This window comes from Chroococcidiopsis sp. CCALA 051, assembly GCF_003015105.1.
Classification (GTDB): domain Bacteria; phylum Cyanobacteriota; class Cyanobacteriia; order Cyanobacteriales; family Chroococcidiopsidaceae; genus Chroococcidiopsis; species Chroococcidiopsis thermalis.
The window spans coordinates 14,994-33,947 of the sequence record NZ_PYCI01000013.1; the positions used below are offsets into that span (position 1 = coordinate 14,994).

18 protein-coding genes are annotated in these 18,954 nt (G+C 37.6%); 5 read left to right on the forward strand and 13 right to left on the reverse strand.

Going from position 1 to position 18,954, the window contains the following annotated elements:
- Positions 1–57: 57 nt before the first annotated feature.
- The 13 genes from C7Y66_RS30880 to C7Y66_RS04930 form a co-directional block, all read right to left on the reverse strand.
- Complete coding sequence (locus tag C7Y66_RS30880) at positions 58–225, reverse strand: hypothetical protein (protein WP_158265867.1); 168 nt, start codon at positions 223–225, stop codon at positions 58–60.
- A 40-nt stretch (positions 226–265) separates the two neighbouring features.
- On the reverse strand, positions 266–844 hold the full coding sequence (locus C7Y66_RS32280; RefSeq protein ID WP_233222531.1) for a glycosyltransferase family 4 protein: 579 nt from the start codon (positions 842–844) through the stop codon (positions 266–268).
- Between the two features lie 495 nt (positions 845–1,339).
- Positions 1,340–2,518 carry a glycosyltransferase family 4 protein gene (locus C7Y66_RS04885; protein ID WP_199197251.1) on the reverse strand — a complete coding sequence of 393 codons (1,179 nt, stop codon included), beginning with the start codon at positions 2,516–2,518 and terminating at the stop codon, positions 1,340–1,342.
- Positions 2,519–2,580: 62 nt separating this feature from the next.
- Complete coding sequence (locus tag C7Y66_RS04890) at positions 2,581–3,222, reverse strand: bifunctional 2-polyprenyl-6-hydroxyphenol methylase/3-demethylubiquinol 3-O-methyltransferase UbiG (protein WP_106544699.1); 642 nt, start codon at positions 3,220–3,222, stop codon at positions 2,581–2,583.
- Between the two features lie 63 nt (positions 3,223–3,285).
- Positions 3,286–4,212 carry a methyltransferase domain-containing protein gene (locus tag C7Y66_RS04895; RefSeq protein ID WP_106544700.1) on the reverse strand — a complete coding sequence of 309 codons (927 nt, stop codon included), beginning with the start codon at positions 4,210–4,212 and terminating at the stop codon, positions 3,286–3,288.
- A 58-nt stretch (positions 4,213–4,270) separates the two neighbouring features.
- A complete protein-coding gene (locus tag C7Y66_RS04900) occupies positions 4,271–5,200 on the reverse strand; it encodes an FkbM family methyltransferase (RefSeq protein ID WP_106544701.1) in 930 nt (309 codons plus the stop codon).
- Between the two features lie 4 nt (positions 5,201–5,204).
- On the reverse strand, positions 5,205–6,509 hold the full coding sequence (locus C7Y66_RS04905) for a polysaccharide ABC transporter ATP-binding protein (protein WP_106544702.1): 1,305 nt from the start codon (positions 6,507–6,509) through the stop codon (positions 5,205–5,207).
- Between the two features lie 90 nt (positions 6,510–6,599).
- Positions 6,600–7,115 carry a class I SAM-dependent methyltransferase gene (locus C7Y66_RS04910; RefSeq protein WP_158265868.1) on the reverse strand — a complete coding sequence of 172 codons (516 nt, stop codon included), beginning with the start codon at positions 7,113–7,115 and terminating at the stop codon, positions 6,600–6,602.
- A gap of 181 nt (positions 7,116–7,296) precedes the next feature.
- Positions 7,297–8,163: an ABC transporter permease gene (locus C7Y66_RS04915; protein ID WP_015156553.1), complete on the reverse strand. Its 867-nt coding sequence runs from the start codon at positions 8,161–8,163 to the stop codon at positions 7,297–7,299.
- Between the two features lie 340 nt (positions 8,164–8,503).
- Positions 8,504–9,268, reverse strand: coding sequence for an FkbM family methyltransferase (locus tag C7Y66_RS04920; protein ID WP_106166926.1), 765 nt, complete (start codon positions 9,266–9,268; stop codon positions 8,504–8,506).
- A gap of 3 nt (positions 9,269–9,271) precedes the next feature.
- Positions 9,272–10,534 (reverse strand): glycosyltransferase family 4 protein, encoded by a 1,263-nt coding sequence (locus tag C7Y66_RS04925; protein WP_015156555.1) that lies wholly within the window; start codon positions 10,532–10,534, stop codon positions 9,272–9,274.
- A 385-nt stretch (positions 10,535–10,919) separates the two neighbouring features.
- Complete coding sequence (locus C7Y66_RS32820) at positions 10,920–11,054, reverse strand: hypothetical protein (protein ID WP_255409933.1); 135 nt, start codon at positions 11,052–11,054, stop codon at positions 10,920–10,922.
- A gap of 580 nt (positions 11,055–11,634) precedes the next feature.
- The gene (locus tag C7Y66_RS04930; protein WP_106544704.1) at positions 11,635–12,495 is read right to left on the reverse strand and encodes a DUF3102 domain-containing protein; all 861 of its coding nucleotides are present in this window, start codon (positions 12,493–12,495) and stop codon (positions 11,635–11,637) included.
- Positions 12,496–13,434: 939 nt separating this feature from the next.
- Between C7Y66_RS04930 and C7Y66_RS04935 the strand changes: the two genes are divergently transcribed.
- From C7Y66_RS04935 to C7Y66_RS04955, 5 genes are all read left to right on the forward strand, one after another.
- Positions 13,435–14,565: a glycoside hydrolase family 99-like domain-containing protein gene (locus C7Y66_RS04935; RefSeq protein ID WP_106544705.1), complete on the forward strand. Its 1,131-nt coding sequence runs from the start codon at positions 13,435–13,437 to the stop codon at positions 14,563–14,565.
- Positions 14,553–15,497 carry a glycosyltransferase gene (locus tag C7Y66_RS04940; protein WP_106544706.1) on the forward strand — a complete coding sequence of 315 codons (945 nt, stop codon included), beginning with the start codon at positions 14,553–14,555 and terminating at the stop codon, positions 15,495–15,497. Before C7Y66_RS04935 ends, C7Y66_RS04940 begins: the two co-directional genes overlap by 13 nt.
- A 130-nt stretch (positions 15,498–15,627) precedes the next feature.
- Positions 15,628–16,587, forward strand: a complete 960-nt coding sequence (locus C7Y66_RS04945; protein ID WP_015156560.1) for a hypothetical protein — start codon at positions 15,628–15,630, stop codon at positions 16,585–16,587.
- A gap of 55 nt (positions 16,588–16,642) precedes the next feature.
- Positions 16,643–17,722, forward strand: coding sequence for a GDP-mannose 4,6-dehydratase (gene gmd, locus C7Y66_RS04950; RefSeq protein ID WP_106166932.1), 1,080 nt, complete (start codon positions 16,643–16,645; stop codon positions 17,720–17,722).
- Positions 17,723–17,787: 65 nt separating this feature from the next.
- The gene (locus C7Y66_RS04955; RefSeq protein ID WP_106544707.1) at positions 17,788–18,723 is read left to right on the forward strand and encodes an NAD(P)-dependent oxidoreductase; all 936 of its coding nucleotides are present in this window, start codon (positions 17,788–17,790) and stop codon (positions 18,721–18,723) included.
- Positions 18,724–18,954 lie beyond the last annotated feature (231 nt).

The following is an 18,954-nucleotide window of genomic DNA, read 5'->3' on the forward strand; positions in this document are numbered from 1 at the left end:
GTGTTTCTTAAAAATTTATCCGTGAATTTGCAAAGTAGCGAGAGTGATGCGTGAATCTTACAACTGAAGGATAAAAGCTTTACTCTCCCGATCGCATTCTTCTCTTTTTGCTAAAGATTGAATCCAGTTCCATTCTCTTGCCAACCCGTCTTTCAACGAAACCTGGGGTTGATAAAGTAGTATCTTCCGAGCTTTTGATACATCTACCGCTGTATATAGCTTCAATCTTTTGCGAGTATTTATAAAAACGCTCGGAGAATTAATACTACTTTTCTAGTAGTTGCTGAACTGCAAGTGAAAAGTTATTCCATGTCAAGTGTTCGACAGTTTTTCTAATATCTGTTTCGATCTGATAGGCTTGTTCGATTAACTTGCATACTGATTCAGCAGGTGCATCAACTTCAAAAAGAAAGCCATTGTTGCCGTGGTGAATAATGTCGGGAGCAAATCCAGTTTTGCTCGCCACAGGAACAACATTGCACATCATGGCTTCAATCAGAGGAATAGGACCACCTTCTAAGATTGCGGCGGAGACGAAGACATCCATTTGGGCGTAGTAGCTAGGGTATTCGGCATAAGACGCTTCGATATAAGAAAAGTTAGGCATGGCAGTCAGCTCTGTAAACTTTTCATACCGATCCCAATCTCTACCCAGAAGAATAAACTTTCGGTGAGGCAACATTTTAATAATGTTGAAGATGCGATCGGGGTCTTTACGAGCATAATATGCAGTGCAGAAGCCAATAGCTCCATTCATGCGCTGATGCGATCGGAAAAGTTTTGGGTCGGCTCCGCCGCCGATAATGAAGCTAACTTTCTCAGGTTTCACACCATCCTTAAGCATTTGTTTAGCGAATTGCGAACACATAGAGATGACTTTCGTGGAACAGTTCATCGCATAAACAAGTTCTTCATTATTGATGATGCCTTTGGGGTGAGTGTAAAAAATCAGAGATTTACTACCCCAAAGACATGGATTTAGTTTTAAACATGCTATATAGAATGAGTAGTGAGCGAAAAAGTATCCTTTCGATAAAGGTAGGGAAGATGGTGAGTAGTGAAAGCAGTATTTTCCTTTAAAGTAAGTAGCAATTTCTTTACATATTGCTTCAAGTATCCAACCTTTACTTTCCTCAAAAATCACGAAAACGAGATCGTAATATTCACTTGAAGATTTACTAAAATACTTGTCGATCAAAAAATCAGTATAGCGAACATAATAAGAGTATTTATAAGTTTGTATTTTAAATATTTTAAAAATTAAAAATATGAATTTGTAAGCAATCTTCTTAAGAAGGTTGCGTATAATTTTTATATCAAATTTAGTCATGTTGCATAATTATGTATGACTTAATCTGGACAAGGCAGCTAAAGTTCTTTTCACCATCTTTTCTTCAGAAAAATCTTGAGCGCGCGATCGAGCATTCTGTGCCATCAGTTGCATCTGTTCGGGATGTCTAAGAGCCCAAAGAATGTTTTCTAGAAAACCATAACTATCACCTGGATGGCATAACAAACCATGAACGTTATTTTTCACAATTTCTGGAATACCGCTTGCATTTGAAGATACGATCGGCAAGTTATAGATCATTGCTTCTAATAAAGCCCAGGGAAAGCCTTCAGAATGTGTCGGAAATATAAAAAGATCTGCTGCTTGCAGAAGCCTTGGCACATCAGATCTATAACCTAGCAGCAATACCTTATCTTCAATTCCATATTCTTGCAATCTACTGATTAGATTCTTTGATTGACCTCCTCCAGCCCACACGAACCTAATATTTGGAAACTCTTTGATTAGGTATGGTGCTATCGGTATAAGATCGCCATGACCCTTGCGAGGATTTAAGTCAGCAACTGTTAGTAAAATTTGACTTGTTTCAGCTAGTCCTAGCTCTTGACGTACTTGGCGACGAATTTCAACAGTTTTTTCTAAGGCGCTACGATGACTTGAAAGTAAATTAGTTCTAGCGCCATTATAAATTTGAACTATTTCTGTTTCAGGAACATTAAATGATTGACATATAATCTGGCGATCGCATTCTGTGATCGCAATCCATTGCTGATTTCTAGCACGAGCCCATGCGTAAAGTTTCAATCTTTGATTAGTAAATGCCTGGTTGGGAAAAATCAGAGCAAAACGTACAGCTGTTGGCTTTTTTAAAAGCGCGCAGGCAAGTATAGAACCTAAGCAGAGATCGGCTAGAGGAAGGTTAATTAAAACAAAATTTGGCTTAACCTTGAGTAATAAGATAAGAGTTTTAAGGAACCACAAAAATTGCCATGTTATTTTCTGTTTCTGCGCTTCTACATCATCAACGGTTGCCTCATGATATTGCACGCCACTCTTTGAGAAGTCAGTAATTAAGGATACTGTTTTTTCAGTTTTGGGAAATGCTGCATGTACATCCCATCCTTGTCTTACAGCTGCCGACGCAATAGTAAGAGAGTATTCTTCAGCTCCCCCACGAAGCCGTGAAGGAAAAAGGATTAGCAATCTCATCTTACTTTTATTGCTCATTCTAAAACCTGAATAGCTGACATTTGTACTTTATAATGCAAAAAAATAAAAATACTATATTTTTATTTCTCAGCAACCACAAGACAAGTAATATAATATTTACGCTGTTGTCTTTTTAGTAAAAATTTTTGCGCGAACTTACCTAATAATCCAGATAAGTTGAACGCTTCAGTCAACAAAGGTAGTAAGGAAAGCTGATTAATATAGTAATGTTTTACAACTTTAAAGCCTGCTTCTTTAACTGCTTCAGTAATGGTATCCATATCAAAAAAGTTGACATGAGTTCTATCAACCCAATGATAATAAGTCATGAGGCTTTGACGCATTCCAGAAGTAATATCGCAATTTGGAACTGTAAGAATCAGATTTTTGCGGCAAATCCTATAGTACTCTCTGAGAGCCTTTTTTGGTTCTGGTAGATGCTCTAACGTTTCAAAAGAAAGAACTGTATCAAAGCTACTATCTTTAAATTTAAGTTCAGAAGCATCTGAAACGGAAAAAAGATGAGGCATTGCATTCCAGGTTTCAAAATGCTGAATGTCAGCACCTAAAATATTGTATCGATCTGCAAGTTTTAGTACGTAGGTTCCATTACCACATCCTACATCGAGTACAGATTGCCCAGCATTTTCTAAAATAGCATTTAATCTTTCAGTATTTACTCCTCTAGCAGCATACGAAATAGAGTTTTTGAGCGTTAACATGTATTCCTTCCAATCATTTGTTTAAAATTTTGTTCTTACTATGAAACTATGCTATTTTAGTTATTATTTGATTAATTTGATACAAGCAACTGCACCTGCACACACAGGATTAGATGTATAAAAGAAAGGATCGTTAGAGCGGTGTGTATTATATCTTATAGATGAACATAAATCCGAACTACATAGATTCCATCCTTTATCTGTATATTTATAGTAAGTAATGCTGTGTTCTGTAGGTACAAAAGCTTCAACTATTCTATTAACCATTGTTTCATCAAACTGCTGAAACCAACCAAAATCCTCGTAAGTACCAAAAGGTACTGTAATAAGTAATGCACCTGAGTTTTTTAACACTCTTTTCATTTCTAAAAGAGCTACTATATAATCTTCTAGATTATGCTCGACTGTAGACCCATACCTCTGATTGTTCATACCTACATGCTCAATAGTTGATATGCAGGTTATCTGTTCAAAATAATTGTTGATAAAAGGAAGCGATCGAACGTCACCTAATACATAAGATACTTTATTATGATAAAAACACCTTGCATCAGGAGTCAAGGATAACATTGTAACTTCTTGATTTGGATTAGAGCTTAATAACCGATCTAGACAAAATTTATAATTAAGAGCAGGACCAACATCCAAAAGTTTAGAATTTTGATTATAGTTAAGGTTGGCAAAAATCCAAGGATACTCTACTACTCTTTCATCAAAAACAGCTCCAAAACCTTCAGGTAAAAGAATTTGATGTACAAAACAACTAAAGAGTTCTTTCGAGGAGATGGTTGATTGAATGAATTCGAGCTTAGCTTCTTGATAACCAGGACTAAATGGAATTTTTTGACTTTTATGATAGCTATTGAGAAGATTGATATAACTTGGAGTTCTGCCTTTTTTTAAAAAATTATAAATTCCATAAGGAACTAAGCCTTTAGCTATGGTATGAGGTAGATACTTAATAAAATCATGCTTTGAGTTATGAATCATTTCTTAATTTATCCAACTATTACAAAAAGATAGTTTGATGGGTGAGCAAACAATTAAGCTACTTTCTAAATATATAATCAGTGACCTTTGTACTTGTTTTTTCATCAGCTCCAAATTCTGTTTTTATATGGGCATCGAACTCCGATATAGGCTTGAAATTGCTATAAAATACTTCATTCCTCTTTGGTACTTCAGCAAAGCTAGTGAAACTACTTTTGACGATTTGAATAAAATTACTAGGTTCATAACCCGCTCTACGGATACCATAAGGCCAATACTCTGTAACTAAATATTCTATTTTTTCTAATGTCTTGTGCGCTCCTCTCAGAATTGCTACTTCAGAACCTTGGCAATCGAGCTTCATCAATCTTACTACTTTATTTTTTTCGAGATTATCCGCAAGAATCTCATCTAAGGTAATTGCCTCAACAGTTATAACTGAACGAGAGCTTTCATTATACTTTTCTACTTCTTTAGAGTTAAAGTGACGAAACCTAACTCTATGGTCTCCAAAATTTGATTCGGATAACTCAAAGCTTACAGTAGACTTTGAATCTAAAAGAGCAGATTGATACGTTCTAACTTGATTTCCTACTTGGTTAAGACGGATATTTTCTAGTAAAAGATGATGATTTCTAGGATTAGGCTCAAAAGCAAGTATAAAACCATCTTTACCTACTAAGTTAGCAAGCGTAATTGTGTACCAACCTAGATTTGCTCCTACATCAATTGCAAAGTCACCTTCTCTAACAATCGTTTTTATAAAGTTGGTTTCTGATTCTTCCCAAACACCTTCAAGTGCAATTCTCCATCCTACCGCTTTGTCACGAACATCAAAAGTAAACAAGCCTTCATTAGCTTGTGCAATTAACTGTTTAACATGAGAACTAGATATTGTAGCTTGCGGCAAGTCAAAATCATTTGCTTGCTGCTTATGCATGTTTCTAAAAGGGGTAGAGATTAATTTTTTTAAGGTTTTTCCCATCATTTTTTTAAACCAACTGGGTGTAACTTAATTTATTAGTAACTTTCCATGCCCGCGGCTGGTAAAATGAACACTGATTCATACTTTTATTCCCTTTCACTGTAAATCTGAAGGACTCGATCGCATCAAAAAGTGTAAGGGAGTTTTGAGCAATATGAACCTTCATACTATAAACACCAGGTTTTAAACCTAGATAAGGCATCTGAAGTTGAATTTCAGTATTTTTATCATCTATTTGTAATGGGCAATCATCCATGTATGCCGACAAATTTAATACAATATCATTTTCTCCAGACATTTCTGTAATTAATATAGCTAAACTTAAATCATTAAGTTTTTTGGATACTTTACATCCCACACAAAAATAAGTAGGTTCACCAGTAATAGGATAATCAATAATATTTTCTTCTTTATCCTTAAAACATAAGTATATGATATATAAATCAGATTCTGGATTTCCAGCTTTCTCTGATAAAAGCATTAATCCTGAAGATTTTTCTAATCCATTCAAAAATAGATCCTGCTCGTATCTATTCATGACTAAATCAGTGTCACCTGTTGCTATCAAATTACCTTTGGACAAATACATAGCTCTGTCACAAATAGACAAGATTGAATGCGGGTTGTGTGATACTAGAATGAAAGATGTTCCTTGTTCGCGTAGCTTAGCTAGTCTACGGTAACATTTAGCCCTAAACTTTATATCTCCTACTGCCAGCACTTCGTCAATCAGGAGAATGTCAGGTTCCGTGTAAATCGCACAAGCAAACCCTAATCTTGCAGCCATTCCCGAACTATAAGTCTGTACTGGAGCATCAATTGCAGTACCAATCTCTGCAAAATCTAAAACTGCCTCAAATCGCTCGTCGATTTCTTTCTTAGACAAACCTAAAATAGACATGTTGGCATAGATATTCTCTCGCCCTGTCAATATTGGGTTAAACCCTGCTCCCAGCGCAATCAGTGGTGCTATTCGACCCTTGATTTCCACAAATCCACTGTCTGGCTTAATTAAACCACTAATAATTCGTAGTAGCGTGGATTTTCCACTGCCATTTGGTCCTACTAAGCCGAGTGCTTCTCCGCGTCGCACCTGGAAACTAACATCTTTAAGTGCCCAAAACTCATCACGTCTTAGTTTTTCGCTCTTTTGTCGTATCCCTACTAACTCAGTAGCAATATCTTGAACTGCATAAAATAGCGATCGCTTCAAGTCTCGGCAAAATTTTTTGGAAACTCCTTCAACTGAAAGAACTACCTCATTATCCAATTGTTGTTCTGATGTTTCCTGGCTAGCAATACTAATTGTCATTAAAAAGTTATCCTCCTACTAACTATAATCAAGAAAAAAGCTGAAGTAAGTGCATCTAACAGTCTGATAAAATATATACAAATATCTAACTCATCGCTTCTTCGCTTTTAGCCAGTATGCAGCTGGAAAATTAGGCACAGAATTATCTATTGACTTGAGTTCGAGAATTTCGTAATCATCTCGAAGCATATATCTCAGACCATGCTCGGTGAAACGCCAGTAATCATTTGAAGCCATATGAATTGCTTGTCGAAAAGGCAAACCGAGTAACAAAATACCTCCCGAGCGGAGAATTCTAGTTATCTCTTTTAAACCAGCAAGATAGTCATCAACATGTTCAAGTACACCAGAGCAGAACACGCAATCAAATGTGTTATTCTGAATTTGCGGCATCGATCGCACGTCAAGTACCAGATCGACATTGAACTCAGAAGTGGCTTCTGACGTGGTATATGACGAGCATTTCTGGAAATAATCTCGATACCGTCCTCCGTCATTATCTTCGTCAGTATCGCTGCCAATAGAAAGAACACAACCCTCAATATTTGCTGCATGACACTTAAGCCATTGGTTTGATTCTTGCCTTGACTGTGAGGCTTTCGACAAGGTAGTGACTTTTAATGTGTTACGTCTGCTGAAAATATTTAGTATTGAAACAGGGAAGGAACGTTGTGTCAGTACTTTAATCATAAAATAATATTTCTAATTGGTAGAATGAGTTTTTAGCAAGAGGTAGATCGATCGATTTAAGTACTTAAAATTCTGCTTCTCGAAAATTTAATTTCTTTTAAGAACTTATTCTCTCAACTACAAAAGGCATTGCTAAACGATATACTAGCCACCCTAAGAGCAATCCTATGATGGCAAGAAGACTGACAAGCCAAAATCCAAATGGATTTGATACCACACCTGTTGTCGTTAACTCCCGCGTCGTTACTAGTAAAGGAGTGACTGGATTCAGTTGTACAAGTGTTGCTAATCCTCCTCCGTTAGGAAGTGGATAAACTACTGGCGTTAAAAATAGCCAAAAGCCAGTAATGTAAGTAATCCCTTTGAGAATGTCGTTATATAAAACTCCTAGAGGTGCTAGTAGCAAACCGAAACATGTTCCTAGTATGACTAAGTGAATTAATGCTACTGGCGCTAAGATCGCAGTCCAACTTACTGGGATCTGATACCACAAAAACAACGTTATAATTAAAATTAACTTAATAGCAAAACTAAAAAATATCTGACCTAGTTTAGCTAGAATTAGTGCTTCTCGCGGAAAATTAATTTTAACCAACATTTGCTTTGCACTAGTAACTGCTTGAATAGGGCTAGTTAGTGCTTCTACGAATGTCTGCCAAAGGGTCATACTAAACATCACGTAAGCTGGATAAGGCATGTCTGTTGCTCCAATATTTACGATATTGGTATTGTTAGCAAAAGTGAAGCCCAAAGCTGTGATAATAGGTGGAATTACAGCCCAGCAGATTCCAAGTAAGGACTGGCGATATTGAGCGCTAATGTCTCGCACCATTAACTGCCATGCTAGTTCCCGAGAAGCAAGTAGATCTCGCGCCATCTCTTGACATAGCCGAACCGGATTTCTCAGTTGGCTATCGGGCTTGTAAACTACCTTAGACAATTTTTGGTTAACTAATCGAGTCATCTGCGGCTGTTTACCCCTTGTTTTATATATAAATTAGCTAGAATTCTAGATTAGCTTTTCAATTTCTCGCTCTAAGTTTTAATCTCTTCTTGAGTTAGTCGAAAGTAAACTTTTTTCAATATTGGATGGCTTTAGATGTTGTTTACATGCTATTCTGGAGAGTGAATGATGTCGATACCATAAAGTTCAGTCCTAAGAGACTTGAATGACATTCATCTCTAAGTTGTAAAGATTGCTAAATTTTGTTCAAAAAAACACACTGTTCGCGCCGAACAAAATGAGAAAATAACGAACGCTAAAGCCAGAGCTTCTATTGAATTAATTCTGTCTTTACCTATAGCTATTGAATTTTCACAAAAATATCTCCATAATTGTATTCCTGGCGAGAACGAAAACTATTAGGAAAAGACTTAAGAAATTCTTTGACGGGTAACCATTCTTGAAATGTAAACAGTAACGTTTCTGCTGGCGTAATGTTAATATGTAATTCTCCAAGGTGCGACAAGTAGTCAATACAGGCAAGGGTTTTATCAATATTATCTTGCTGAAGATGGTATTCAAATGAAATTAGCGGTATTGGTTGCGTTAATCCCTTTAAAACTTCATACTCCCATCCCTCAACATCGATCTTGCAGTATCGTGGTTTGCCAAATTTAGCGATCGCGCGATCGAGAGTCACTACAGGTACATAAATACTAGATACAACCTCACTTACTGTCCAATTCTGGTCTAGGCTTGAGTGAGCGTGGTGAGTATGAACGTACAATTCAGTAATTCCAGGTTCTGCACCAACGGCGCATTCACATTTGGCTAATTTGCTACGATAGCGACTGCATCGTGCCGCAAGTTCTTTCATACAGTTAGGTTGTGGTTCAAATGCTACCACTCTCATACCGGCTTTGAAAAGTGCTTCTGTCTTCTCTCCAATGTTTGCACCGATATCGAAGCATAGGCTGTCGGGTTCTAATAGCTGAGAGTAGAAGGTGACTTCTTGATGAAATTTTACTAGACGCTCTTGTTTTAGCAATCGCCAATATAATGTTCGAGCTGGGTGATACAACCGATTAGACTGGTATAGATGTTTTATGGTAGAAAGGTTTGCCATATCTCAATTCCTAATAATTTTGTAGCCTACTCCAGGCATGATAAGTGTATTGTCAGTACACAGTTCAACCTTTTCAGAAGGTGTAGACAAATCTTGTTTTCTCTCCAGCATCTCAGTTATAAGTTCTCTAGCTTTGGCTACTGCAACCTGCCAATTTAAACGCTCTTGGTATTCTGAGCGTGTAGCTTTTGCTAGCCGAATATACAGATCGAAATTGCGAAAAGTCTCTTCAATGTATGTAGCATATGTAGAAGCGGGCGTGCTTGCTGGAAAAGATACACCATTTTTTCCGTTTTTAATAATGGTGGGAATACCACCCACGGAACTCGTAACGCAAGGAATACCAAATGAACAAGCTTCACATAGAACGCAACCGTAAGCCTCTGCACGCGCTGGATGAACCAAAAAGTGAGATTGTTCGAGTAGATGCTGCAACTTTGTACTGCCTTCACTGGTAAACTTATCTACCCGTCCGTGAATGCGAACTTTATGACTGATTGCTGGATCGACTGCGAAGTCTGAACCGATAATATCCAACGTCGTAGGAATGCCCCTCTGATTGAGAATACGACAAATCTCAATAGCTGTATCACCACCTTTGCGTTCCCACTCAATACCAATAAATAGTAAGCGGCACAAATCGCGCGATCTGCCAGTGATATAACGCTCAGTATCTTCTGAACTCACTACAAAATCATGGTTTGCACCAAACGGTACTACTGCGACTTTGGCAGATGGAATACCGTAAGTTGAAGTCGCAGTTTTATACGAACATTCAGAGGAGAATATATTTAAGTCTGCACGATTCATCGCCTTACGTTCGTGCTTATGAGCCCACTCAACGCTGAGGGGATGAAGATTTGAGTATACTTTGTAAGCGTCTTGTATGTCAGCAAAGTTAGCATCTCGCCAATAGACAAGTGGAATACTAGGCGGAAAGTAAGCCATCACAGTAGAATCTTGAGCGAGCAAAACATCTATTTTTCGATCGGCAACTAGCTGCTCTGCCTGCCGCGCCATTTGCTCTAGAATCACAGGATGGTATTTACCATAGACATGTGGGCTAAACACTTTTAACCGATTAAGTACTTTAATCCCAGTGTTCACAGACTTAGCTATTAAGTTCTGTTGAACTGGACCAATATATTCAACTCGATCTCCTTGAGCTTCAAATTCTTTAAGAACATGCCATATAATCCCAGAAAATGCTCGGCGGCGAATCTCTGGATCTGCTAAATTCCATCGAGAAACAAATCCAATTCTCATTATTAACCTACTACAATCATTTTAGTTGCTTGTGAATCAAACGAGTTTTCAGTTAAAGGTTAAAAAATTGCGATCGCTAATCAGGATAGATTTATCTATACTATACTTGATATACATATATACGCTCGAAAAATTTTATTTTTAAAGTTTGGGGAAACGTTACGCTTATGATAGCTGTTAAGCTCAGACTTTGTTGATATGGAAAAGTTCTGATATTTTATGAAGGATAAGCAACGCTATGAATATATGGCGGTTCTATTTGAATTACGAACATCTAATTGAAAGATTTAATAGTTGATATTGGGTAAGTACGCTGACAATATATTATTCACTTTGCAATTGGTTGAGAAGCCTATAAAAATATCTATAAGTAATAGAACTTATCTTATTCTTGAAGTTCTACAAAAAACTTACCATGTTCTCCACACACTAATTCTTCCACGGTAGAATTACTCTCAATAATTTGTTGTCGATCGCCTGAGTTACTCATAAGAAACAGAAATAATTTATGTTTTCCCATATACCATAACCGTCGATTACAATAGGGACAGTAAATAGGTGGAATGTTTCGATCTTGTTCACAGTGCTTTTCAAGCATAAAAGAGTATAGTTGAATAAGGATATGTGTTGATGACAGCGAGTACTTTACTTTGAAGTAAAATAATTGTTGTCATACTTGTCTTTTGCGATCGGTTATTATATTTCAACATTTATCACCTTTAACTCAAATGAAATTACTATGCGTACACGAGATAGTAATTTCATTTACACTAGAAATATAAGTTGCATAACTATAGCAGTTCTAAATGATTTATAAAGTATGCTTCTAGCCTGCGGCAGGCTGGAAGCCTGTTCCACGTTCATGAATCAAATAGGATTGCCCCAGTAAATATATTGTTAAATTCACGGCTTGTTTAAAAGTAATATAGGTTAATAAATTATTGGATTTATTTTGTTTGAGTTTAAATTTAAAGAGCTAATTTAAAAAAACATTGTAAACGATAAAAGCAAAACCTATTTTTTCAAACTAAATATGCAGTAGCTCATAGAAATAGCTACTACCTAACATTTTAGACCAAGTGGTTCAATTCAATATCAGGCTAATTGTTTAACATCCGAAGCTCTGAAGGAACGCGCTCGGCGATCGCATACCAAACAGAAAGAATTTGAGCGTCAGTCAGGCGCTCTATATGATTAATAAAGAGCTGACAAAGCACGTCAGTATTATTATTAGCTAATAATGAGATTGTAGAGGAGTTAGCATTAGCTACGGTGTAACTCAAATGATTTTCGTTTGAGTTTTGAAACAGCGATTGACCATACACAATTGGTTCTGAGGTATGGCTTTCAGACTGTAGTTCTTGCTCATCTATTAGTAAATTAGATGTAGGTACGATAGAAACAGAAGTAGGTTGCTGTGAAAAACTTACTGCTGAAGACCGATCTTTTTCTAAAGTTTTAGCTTCAATGTCAATTGTAGTTGATTCGGGTTCAGGTTGGATTACTTTTTTATATTTTTGAGTAATTACCTTAGCTTTAGAGTAAGTAATTGTCTCTCCTGAACTAGCGCGACGGAGAGCCTCTTGACGAGCTACTTCAGGCGTAGAAGGAGCAGCCAGAAGATAGAGGGCAGAATTAGCAATATTTAAATGGGTAAAATTTACACATTTAAACTGTTCGCTGACTTGGATGAATTTGGTTGAAGCAGAGACACTCCAATCAAATTCAGCTTTTAGCCACTTTCGGAAACGTCCATGTTCTAGCTGTTGCTTAACTGCTCTCAACTTTTGTCCAATATGAATAATATCTTGAGAGGTACGACGCATTAAACTTTTGATCTCAGTGGTATTTTGCTGAATAGCGGCTCGCGTTTCACTGTCTAGTTCAGCATAGTTAAAAGTAACTATCTCAGTAGTAGATGATAGTTCTTGCAATTCAGAAGATAGCTGAGTTGAAGCCATAGTATTCTCCTTCTCTCAGAATTAAAAAATGCCAGAGCTATTGATGTTGCATTGAAGTATGGATTTTATTTAAGGAACAGCTCTTCATATAAACAAACTACTAATTTTAAATATGCGGAGTCTATTAACTACTGTCCAGTGGGGAAAGTTCAGGTATCTTATAGTAGTCGGATAATAGTATTATCAAGTGAATAGTAAGTTCATAGAATAAAAACTATTTATTACATTGTTGTTGTTGCGATCGCTAAATTGCTAATATTGGCTCAAATAGAGAACTACAGTTTTTGTTCAAGTACGTATCTTTTTTGTGAGGAAGCGCGAAGGTACATAAACAATTAAAAAAGAATATTGGGATTTGCAAGGAGGTGCGATTACTATGGAATCTAGAATTCAATAATTCTGAAGTAGAAAACTAGTTATACTTAAACTTCTCAGTTCATAGTGAATGCTCTCTCTAAAGTTATAGATAATTGTTCTTTCTGCTACAGGCAATAAAATTTTATAAACTATGGAACCGTTCCTGAACTTTCCTGTATCGACAACCTTTATAGAGAGGGAAATAATAGAATGTGTTTACTCAAACAGCACTCTTTATTTTTTTGCCAATGAAGAAGGCAAACATAGCGAATGCTTTATGTTATTCATGATGCTCGGCAAATTCAAATAAATTGCGCATCCGTAGAAAATTTACGAATTATTGTAAAATTCTGAATTCAATCGGATTTGCGATAGTAATGAAGTCAGTGCATCTAGCTCATGAAACCTAGAAGGCTAGCGTCATAAAAAATGTTATTAATTAAGTTTTTCAAACTCAATTTTCACCATACTCTGTTGAATTCATCCAAAACAGCTTACTTACTGGTTTAGCTCCAACTAATTGTTCTGACAATTTGAACAAATAGTATTGATTTAACAAAATCTATTATTTTTAGCTGTGATATGCAAGCTCGCCTAATTGCTTTTTACCTTCCTCAGTATCACCCTATCCCAGAAAATGATGAATGGTGGGGTAAGGGATTTACTGAGTGGACTAACGTCACTAAAGCTAAACCTTTATTCTCAGAGCATTATCAGCCTCATTTGCCTGCCGATTTGGGCTTTTATGATTTGCGTCTATCTGAGACTCGTCAGGCTCAAGCAGACTTAGCTAAAGAGTATGGAATTTATGGCTTTTGTTATTATCACTACTGGTTCAATGGCAAGCGTTTATTAGAACGCCCTTTCAATGATGTTCTAAATTCTGGAAAACCAGATTTTCCTTTTTGCCTTTGTTGGGCGAACGAAAATTGGACGAGAAGATGGGATGGTAAAGAGCAGAATTTGCTATTCAAGCAAGTTTACAGCGAGGAAGACGATAGGTTACACATGCAGTGGCTTGCTAAGGCATTCTCAGATCGTCGATATATCAAAGTTGATGGTAAGCCTTTATTTTTAGTGTATCGAGCTACGAAACTACCAAATCCGAAGCAAACCGTAAAAGTTTGGCGTGAGGAGGCAAAAAGACTTGGTGTTGGAGAAATTTTCCTCTGTAGAGTCGAAAGTTTTGCTAGCGAACAAGAAGATCCAGGATTGATTGGCTTTGATGCATCTGTGGAGTTTCAACCAGACTGGACTCAACTAGGTTTACCTCTGCAAAAAGGTAGGTTTTGGCATCTAGCTAGAAAGTTAGGACTAGCCCATCAAGCTTATGGAACTCACAACATATATGATTACTCTACTGTTGTTAAACGTATGCTTGCGAAGCCAAATCCAAGCTATCAGCGATTTTCCTGCGTTACACCATCATGGGACAATACTGCACGCCGTCAAGCTGGTGCCATAATTCTCCAAAATTCTACACCTCAAGTTTACGAGTCTTGGTTAAGAACGATTGTTGACAACACTTTAGCTAGTAACTACTCTACCGAGAAAATTGTTTTTATCAATGCTTGGAATGAGTGGGCTGAGGGTAATCATCTTGAACCTTGTCAGAAATGGGGACATGCTTATTTAGAAGCTACGCGAATGGCACTGAGAGATAGGAAAACTGACTTTACAACCTCCTTATCAAGAGAAACATGCCTAAAGTAAGCGTTATTATTCCAAATTATAATCATGCTCAGTTTCTCGAACAACGCATCCAAAGTGTCTTAGATCAAACTTATCAAGATTTTGAAATTATTTATTTAGATGATGCTTCTACAGATAATAGTAATGAGGTATTTGCAAAATTTGCTAACAACTCTAGGATTCGAGCAATTTACAATCAAACGAATAGTGGCTCTCCATTTAAACAATGGAATAAAGGAATTCGTTTAGCACAGGGAGAGTATGTTTGGATTGCCGAGTCAGACGACTACGCAGATAAACGACTGCTTGCAGAGCTGGTTGACAAGCTAGATAATAATCCTACAGTTGGGTTAGCCTATTGCTTGTCATGGTTTATTGATGAGCGCGATCGCTCTATATTTAATAGTAAGGATTTACTCTATTTCCCCGACAAGGAACGATGGGAGAAAGATTTTGTAAATAATGGAATAGATGAATGTAGTAAATACCTAATTTTTGAAAACATAATTCATAACGCTAGTGCAGTTTTGATCAGGCGTAGTATCTACGAAAAAGTAGGATATGCAGACGAATCTTTGCGGCTCTGTGGAGACTGGTTGCTGTGGGTAAAAATGCTTCTAGTTTCTGATATCGCTTTCATAGCAGAAACGCTTAACTATTACCGCGCCCATTCAGAAACAGTAAGATATGAAGCTAGTAGAAATGGGGTCTTTGCAGAGGAAAGCTATCAGATTGTACGTTATATTTTAGCTAATATAGACTGCCCGAAAGAGGTTGTCGAGCAAGTCTGTGAAACGAGAATTCATCGATGGTTGAAAATCATGTTTTCCAAGAATGAGAAAACATCTTGGGAACGCCAATACAAGATCTATAAAGTTGCTAGCACGGTAGACTCAAAGCTTAATTTTAGGCTTACTAAAAAAATTATTAAAAAGCTTTTAGTAAACGTTTAGTCTTGAAGCATTCAGTATAGTTCTTGCTTTTTTCCGCTTGTAGCCTAAACCTTTTATCCTAACGTCAGTTTGTTAGTACTGAATGAAAGAAGAATAACTTACCGACCTAAAAAAAGAAAGGATAATCTTTATGAAACTTGCAAGCTCAATCCGGTATGGTGGTCAATTAGTGGCAGCAGAAGAATGTAGTTATGATGATTTTTTATTATTAGGTCTTCATTGCCCAGAATGTCAGGAACCTGTTATCCTCCGAAATACTTATCAACGACAACTCCAGAATGGAAAAATCGTTAATATAAGTGCTGCATTTGTTCATAGAAAAGCGATCGATCCAGCCACAGCTCAATTATGCCATTTGCGCGTCAGTCGTTACGATAAAACAGAGATCGAGCATCGTGCTTCGATCGCCAGGGGTCAACGAGAAAAGCTCTTAAATATGTGGTTTTGGGAGGTCTTTGGTGCTTATAGTCCTTCGTTTAATATGTATAAAAATCTTTTACAAAAAGAGGGTTTCCCCAAACATTGGTCGCCAAGGCTAAAACTCTTTAAGCGATACGTTAAGGAAAATAAACAACAGATTCTCAAAACTGCTAAACTGCTTGTGGAGAGATCTCCAAGCGTTCTTGACAGAGCCACATTACTAAATCCTTCTCCTGATGCAAAAGAGCAAAAAAATCATTTTTTAAAAGTTGCTAGGCGTGTTAGTAAACTTAATATCGAACTACACTTAGCTATTTGTTCAGAAGTTTTAGATTTTTTATCACAACCTCGCTCTAACGACCTACTCCTCAAGGTTGCAATGTTGTGCGTATTAGCAACGCACGCGAGTGAAGATAGCACCTCGCTAGCAATAGAAGAAGTACTACCGATATCATGGTTTGTATCATGGTTAGTTTTCACCCCGTGGGCAGATGAATTTGCTAAATTATCTGAAAAATCTCGTCCAGAAGAACATACTACACAACAGCTCAAACAGGCAGAAAAGGCTCTGAGGCGTATGGTTAGACAGTGCAGAGCTAGAAAACAACCTTATGATGAGGCTCAGCTCAGGGAGCAGTTACTTTCTACTGCTTCAGTTGCTAGAAATTAACTCGACTAACGTAATAACTTACAGATTTAGATTAAAGATATAAAAGGTACTGAGGATGCAAAAACAAAAGCGCGCGTTAATTACTGGCATCACAGGACAAGATGGCTCTTACCTCAGTGAGTTTTTGCTAGAGCAGGGCTATGAAGTGCATGGTATTATTCGTAGAACCTCTACATTTAATACTGACCGAATCGATCATATCTACGAAGATCCGCACCAAAAGGGAGCGCAGTTATTTTTGCACTATGGAGACTTAACTGATGGCACTACATTACGTCGCATTTTAGAAGAAGTTCAACCAATAGAAATTTATAATTTAGGCTCTCAATCCCATGTGCGGGTGAGTTTTGACTCGCCAGAATATACTGTAGATTCGGTGGGAATGGGAACGCTACGCTTGTTGGAAGCGATTCGCGACTACCAGCACAGAACTGGAATTCAGGTACGGTTCTACCAGGCAGGCTCCTCAGAAATGTTTGGTTTTGTGCAGGAAGTACCGCAAAAGGAAACCACACCATTTTATCCACGTAGCCCCTATGCCTGTGCTAAAGTTTACGCCCACTGGCAAACAATCAACTATCGCGAATCATATGGGCTATTTGCTTGTAACGGCATATTGTTTAACCACGAAAGCCCGCGACGAGGAGAAACTTTCGTCACTCGCAAGATTACACGCGCGATCGCTCGGATTGTCGCTGGTAAGCAAAAAGTTCTCTACTTGGGCAATCTAGATGCCAAAAGAGACTGGGGCTATGCCAAGGATTACGTCAGAGCCATGTGGATGATGTTACAGCATCCACATGCAGATGATTACGTCATTGCAACCGGTGAAACCCACTCGGTGAAGGAGTTCCTCGATCTCGCTTTTAGTTATGTCAATCTGGATTGGCAGCGTTATGTGGAATTTGACGATCGCTACCTCAGACCAGCGGAAGTAGACTTGTTGATCGGAGATGCTACCAAGGCGCAACAAAATCTGGGCTGGAAACCTTTAGTAACGTTTGAGCAACTAGTAGCCTTAATGGTAGAAGCCGACTTGAGAGCTATAGGTCAAACTTCACCTAACTGTAGTGGTACGTATGCGATCGAGGATATTGCCACGATTCGGCATGAAATGATTTCTTCCCATAACTAAAGTAGTCAGAAAATGACCTGTCGAAGTCATTATTTTTTTTATCTAATTGAGGTTGTTATCAACCAATGGTTACTCAATCGAGATCGGTTTTAGTAACAGGCGCTGCCGGCTTCATTGGTCGATACGTCTCCCGTTACTTTTTAAGGCAAGGTTGGACTGTTATCGGTATCGATACTTCTTCTGTTAAACATGCTTCCCTACTCAACTTATCAGCCTATTACCAAATTCATCTGCCAGATATGGCATTAGGCGATTTGTTACAAAAACACTCTCCTCACGTTTGCATTCATTGTGCTGGTAGCGCCTCCGTTAATTTATCTGTTACAGATCCAGCTAAAGACTTCTACGCTAATACAGGAGTGACATTTGAGCTACTTAATACTTTGCGTCTTAATGCTCCAGATTGTCGGTTTATCTTTTTATCGAGTGCAGCAGTTTATGGAAATCCGCAGTCACTACCTGTGAGTGAATCTCATTTTCCTCTACCAGTTTCACCATATGGATTTCATAAATGGCAGTGCGAACAATTGTGTTTAGAGTTTACCAATGTTTATGGTTTACCAACTGCTAGCGCTAGAATTTTTTCAGCTTACGGTCCTGGTTTACGACGACAGGTAGTCTGGGATATTTTTCAAAAAATCATTACGCAAAGGTCGCCAACGCTACAAGGAACGGGTCGAGAAAGCCGTGATTTTATTCATGCTATTGATATCGCTGCGGCTTTATTTGTTATTGCCACTACTGGCTCTATGCAGGGTGAAGTTTATAATATTGGTAGCGGTCGTGAGGTGACTATTGCAGAGTTAGTAAGTCTAGTTCTAGATACACTATGCTACGACTGTAATCCAGATTTTGATGGAGTTGTACCTACAGGTGTACCGCTTTATTGGAAAGCAGATACAACAAAATTAAGTACTTTAGGATTCGATCCAACTGTGAGTTTGGAACAGGGCATTAGCTCTTTTGCAAGCTGGTGTCGTGCGGAATTAGTAGGGGTATGACTTATATGTATACTATGATGCATAATAAGTGACATAAAAAATTAATCTATCTATAGTAGTTCTAAATAATTTGTAAAGTAGGCTTCTAGCCTGCGGCAGGCTAGAAGCCTGCTCCACGTTCATGAATCAAATAGGATTGCTATAGAAGATATATGTCTCTAACCCGAGGCGGACATAAATATATTATTTGTTTGAGATAACAAAACAAGTAGATAGATTGATGTATAAATA

Excerpts from the sequence above, each read along its gene's own strand:
- C7Y66_RS32820 (WP_255409933.1), bottom strand. The coding sequence starts at position 11,054 with ATGGGAAAACATAAATTATTTCTGTTTCTTATGAGTAACTCAGGCGAT.
- C7Y66_RS04925 (WP_015156555.1), bottom strand. The coding sequence starts at position 10,534 with ATGAGAATTGGATTTGTTTCTCGATGGAATTTAGCAGATCCAGAGATT.
- C7Y66_RS04935 (WP_106544705.1), top strand. The coding sequence starts at position 13,435 with ATGCAAGCTCGCCTAATTGCTTTTTACCTTCCTCAGTATCACCCTATC.
- C7Y66_RS04895 (WP_106544700.1), bottom strand. The coding sequence starts at position 4,212 with ATGATTCATAACTCAAAGCATGATTTTATTAAGTATCTACCTCATACC.
- C7Y66_RS04900 (WP_106544701.1), bottom strand. The coding sequence starts at position 5,200 with ATGATGGGAAAAACCTTAAAAAAATTAATCTCTACCCCTTTTAGAAAC.
- C7Y66_RS04915 (WP_015156553.1), bottom strand. The coding sequence starts at position 8,163 with ATGACTCGATTAGTTAACCAAAAATTGTCTAAGGTAGTTTACAAGCCC.
- C7Y66_RS04930 (WP_106544704.1), bottom strand. The coding sequence starts at position 12,495 with ATGGCTTCAACTCAGCTATCTTCTGAATTGCAAGAACTATCATCTACT.
- C7Y66_RS04955 (WP_106544707.1), top strand. The coding sequence starts at position 17,788 with ATGGTTACTCAATCGAGATCGGTTTTAGTAACAGGCGCTGCCGGCTTC.
- C7Y66_RS04885 (WP_199197251.1), bottom strand. The coding sequence starts at position 2,518 with ATGAGCAATAAAAGTAAGATGAGATTGCTAATCCTTTTTCCTTCACGG.
- gmd (WP_106166932.1), top strand. The coding sequence starts at position 16,643 with ATGCAAAAACAAAAGCGCGCGTTAATTACTGGCATCACAGGACAAGAT.
- C7Y66_RS04945 (WP_015156560.1), top strand. The coding sequence starts at position 15,628 with ATGAAACTTGCAAGCTCAATCCGGTATGGTGGTCAATTAGTGGCAGCA.
- C7Y66_RS04890 (WP_106544699.1), bottom strand. The coding sequence starts at position 3,222 with ATGTTAACGCTCAAAAACTCTATTTCGTATGCTGCTAGAGGAGTAAAT.
- C7Y66_RS04920 (WP_106166926.1), bottom strand. The coding sequence starts at position 9,268 with ATGGCAAACCTTTCTACCATAAAACATCTATACCAGTCTAATCGGTTG.
- C7Y66_RS32280 (WP_233222531.1), bottom strand. The coding sequence starts at position 844 with ATGCTTAAGGATGGTGTGAAACCTGAGAAAGTTAGCTTCATTATCGGC.
- C7Y66_RS04940 (WP_106544706.1), top strand. The coding sequence starts at position 14,553 with ATGCCTAAAGTAAGCGTTATTATTCCAAATTATAATCATGCTCAGTTT.
- C7Y66_RS04905 (WP_106544702.1), bottom strand. The coding sequence starts at position 6,509 with ATGACAATTAGTATTGCTAGCCAGGAAACATCAGAACAACAATTGGAT.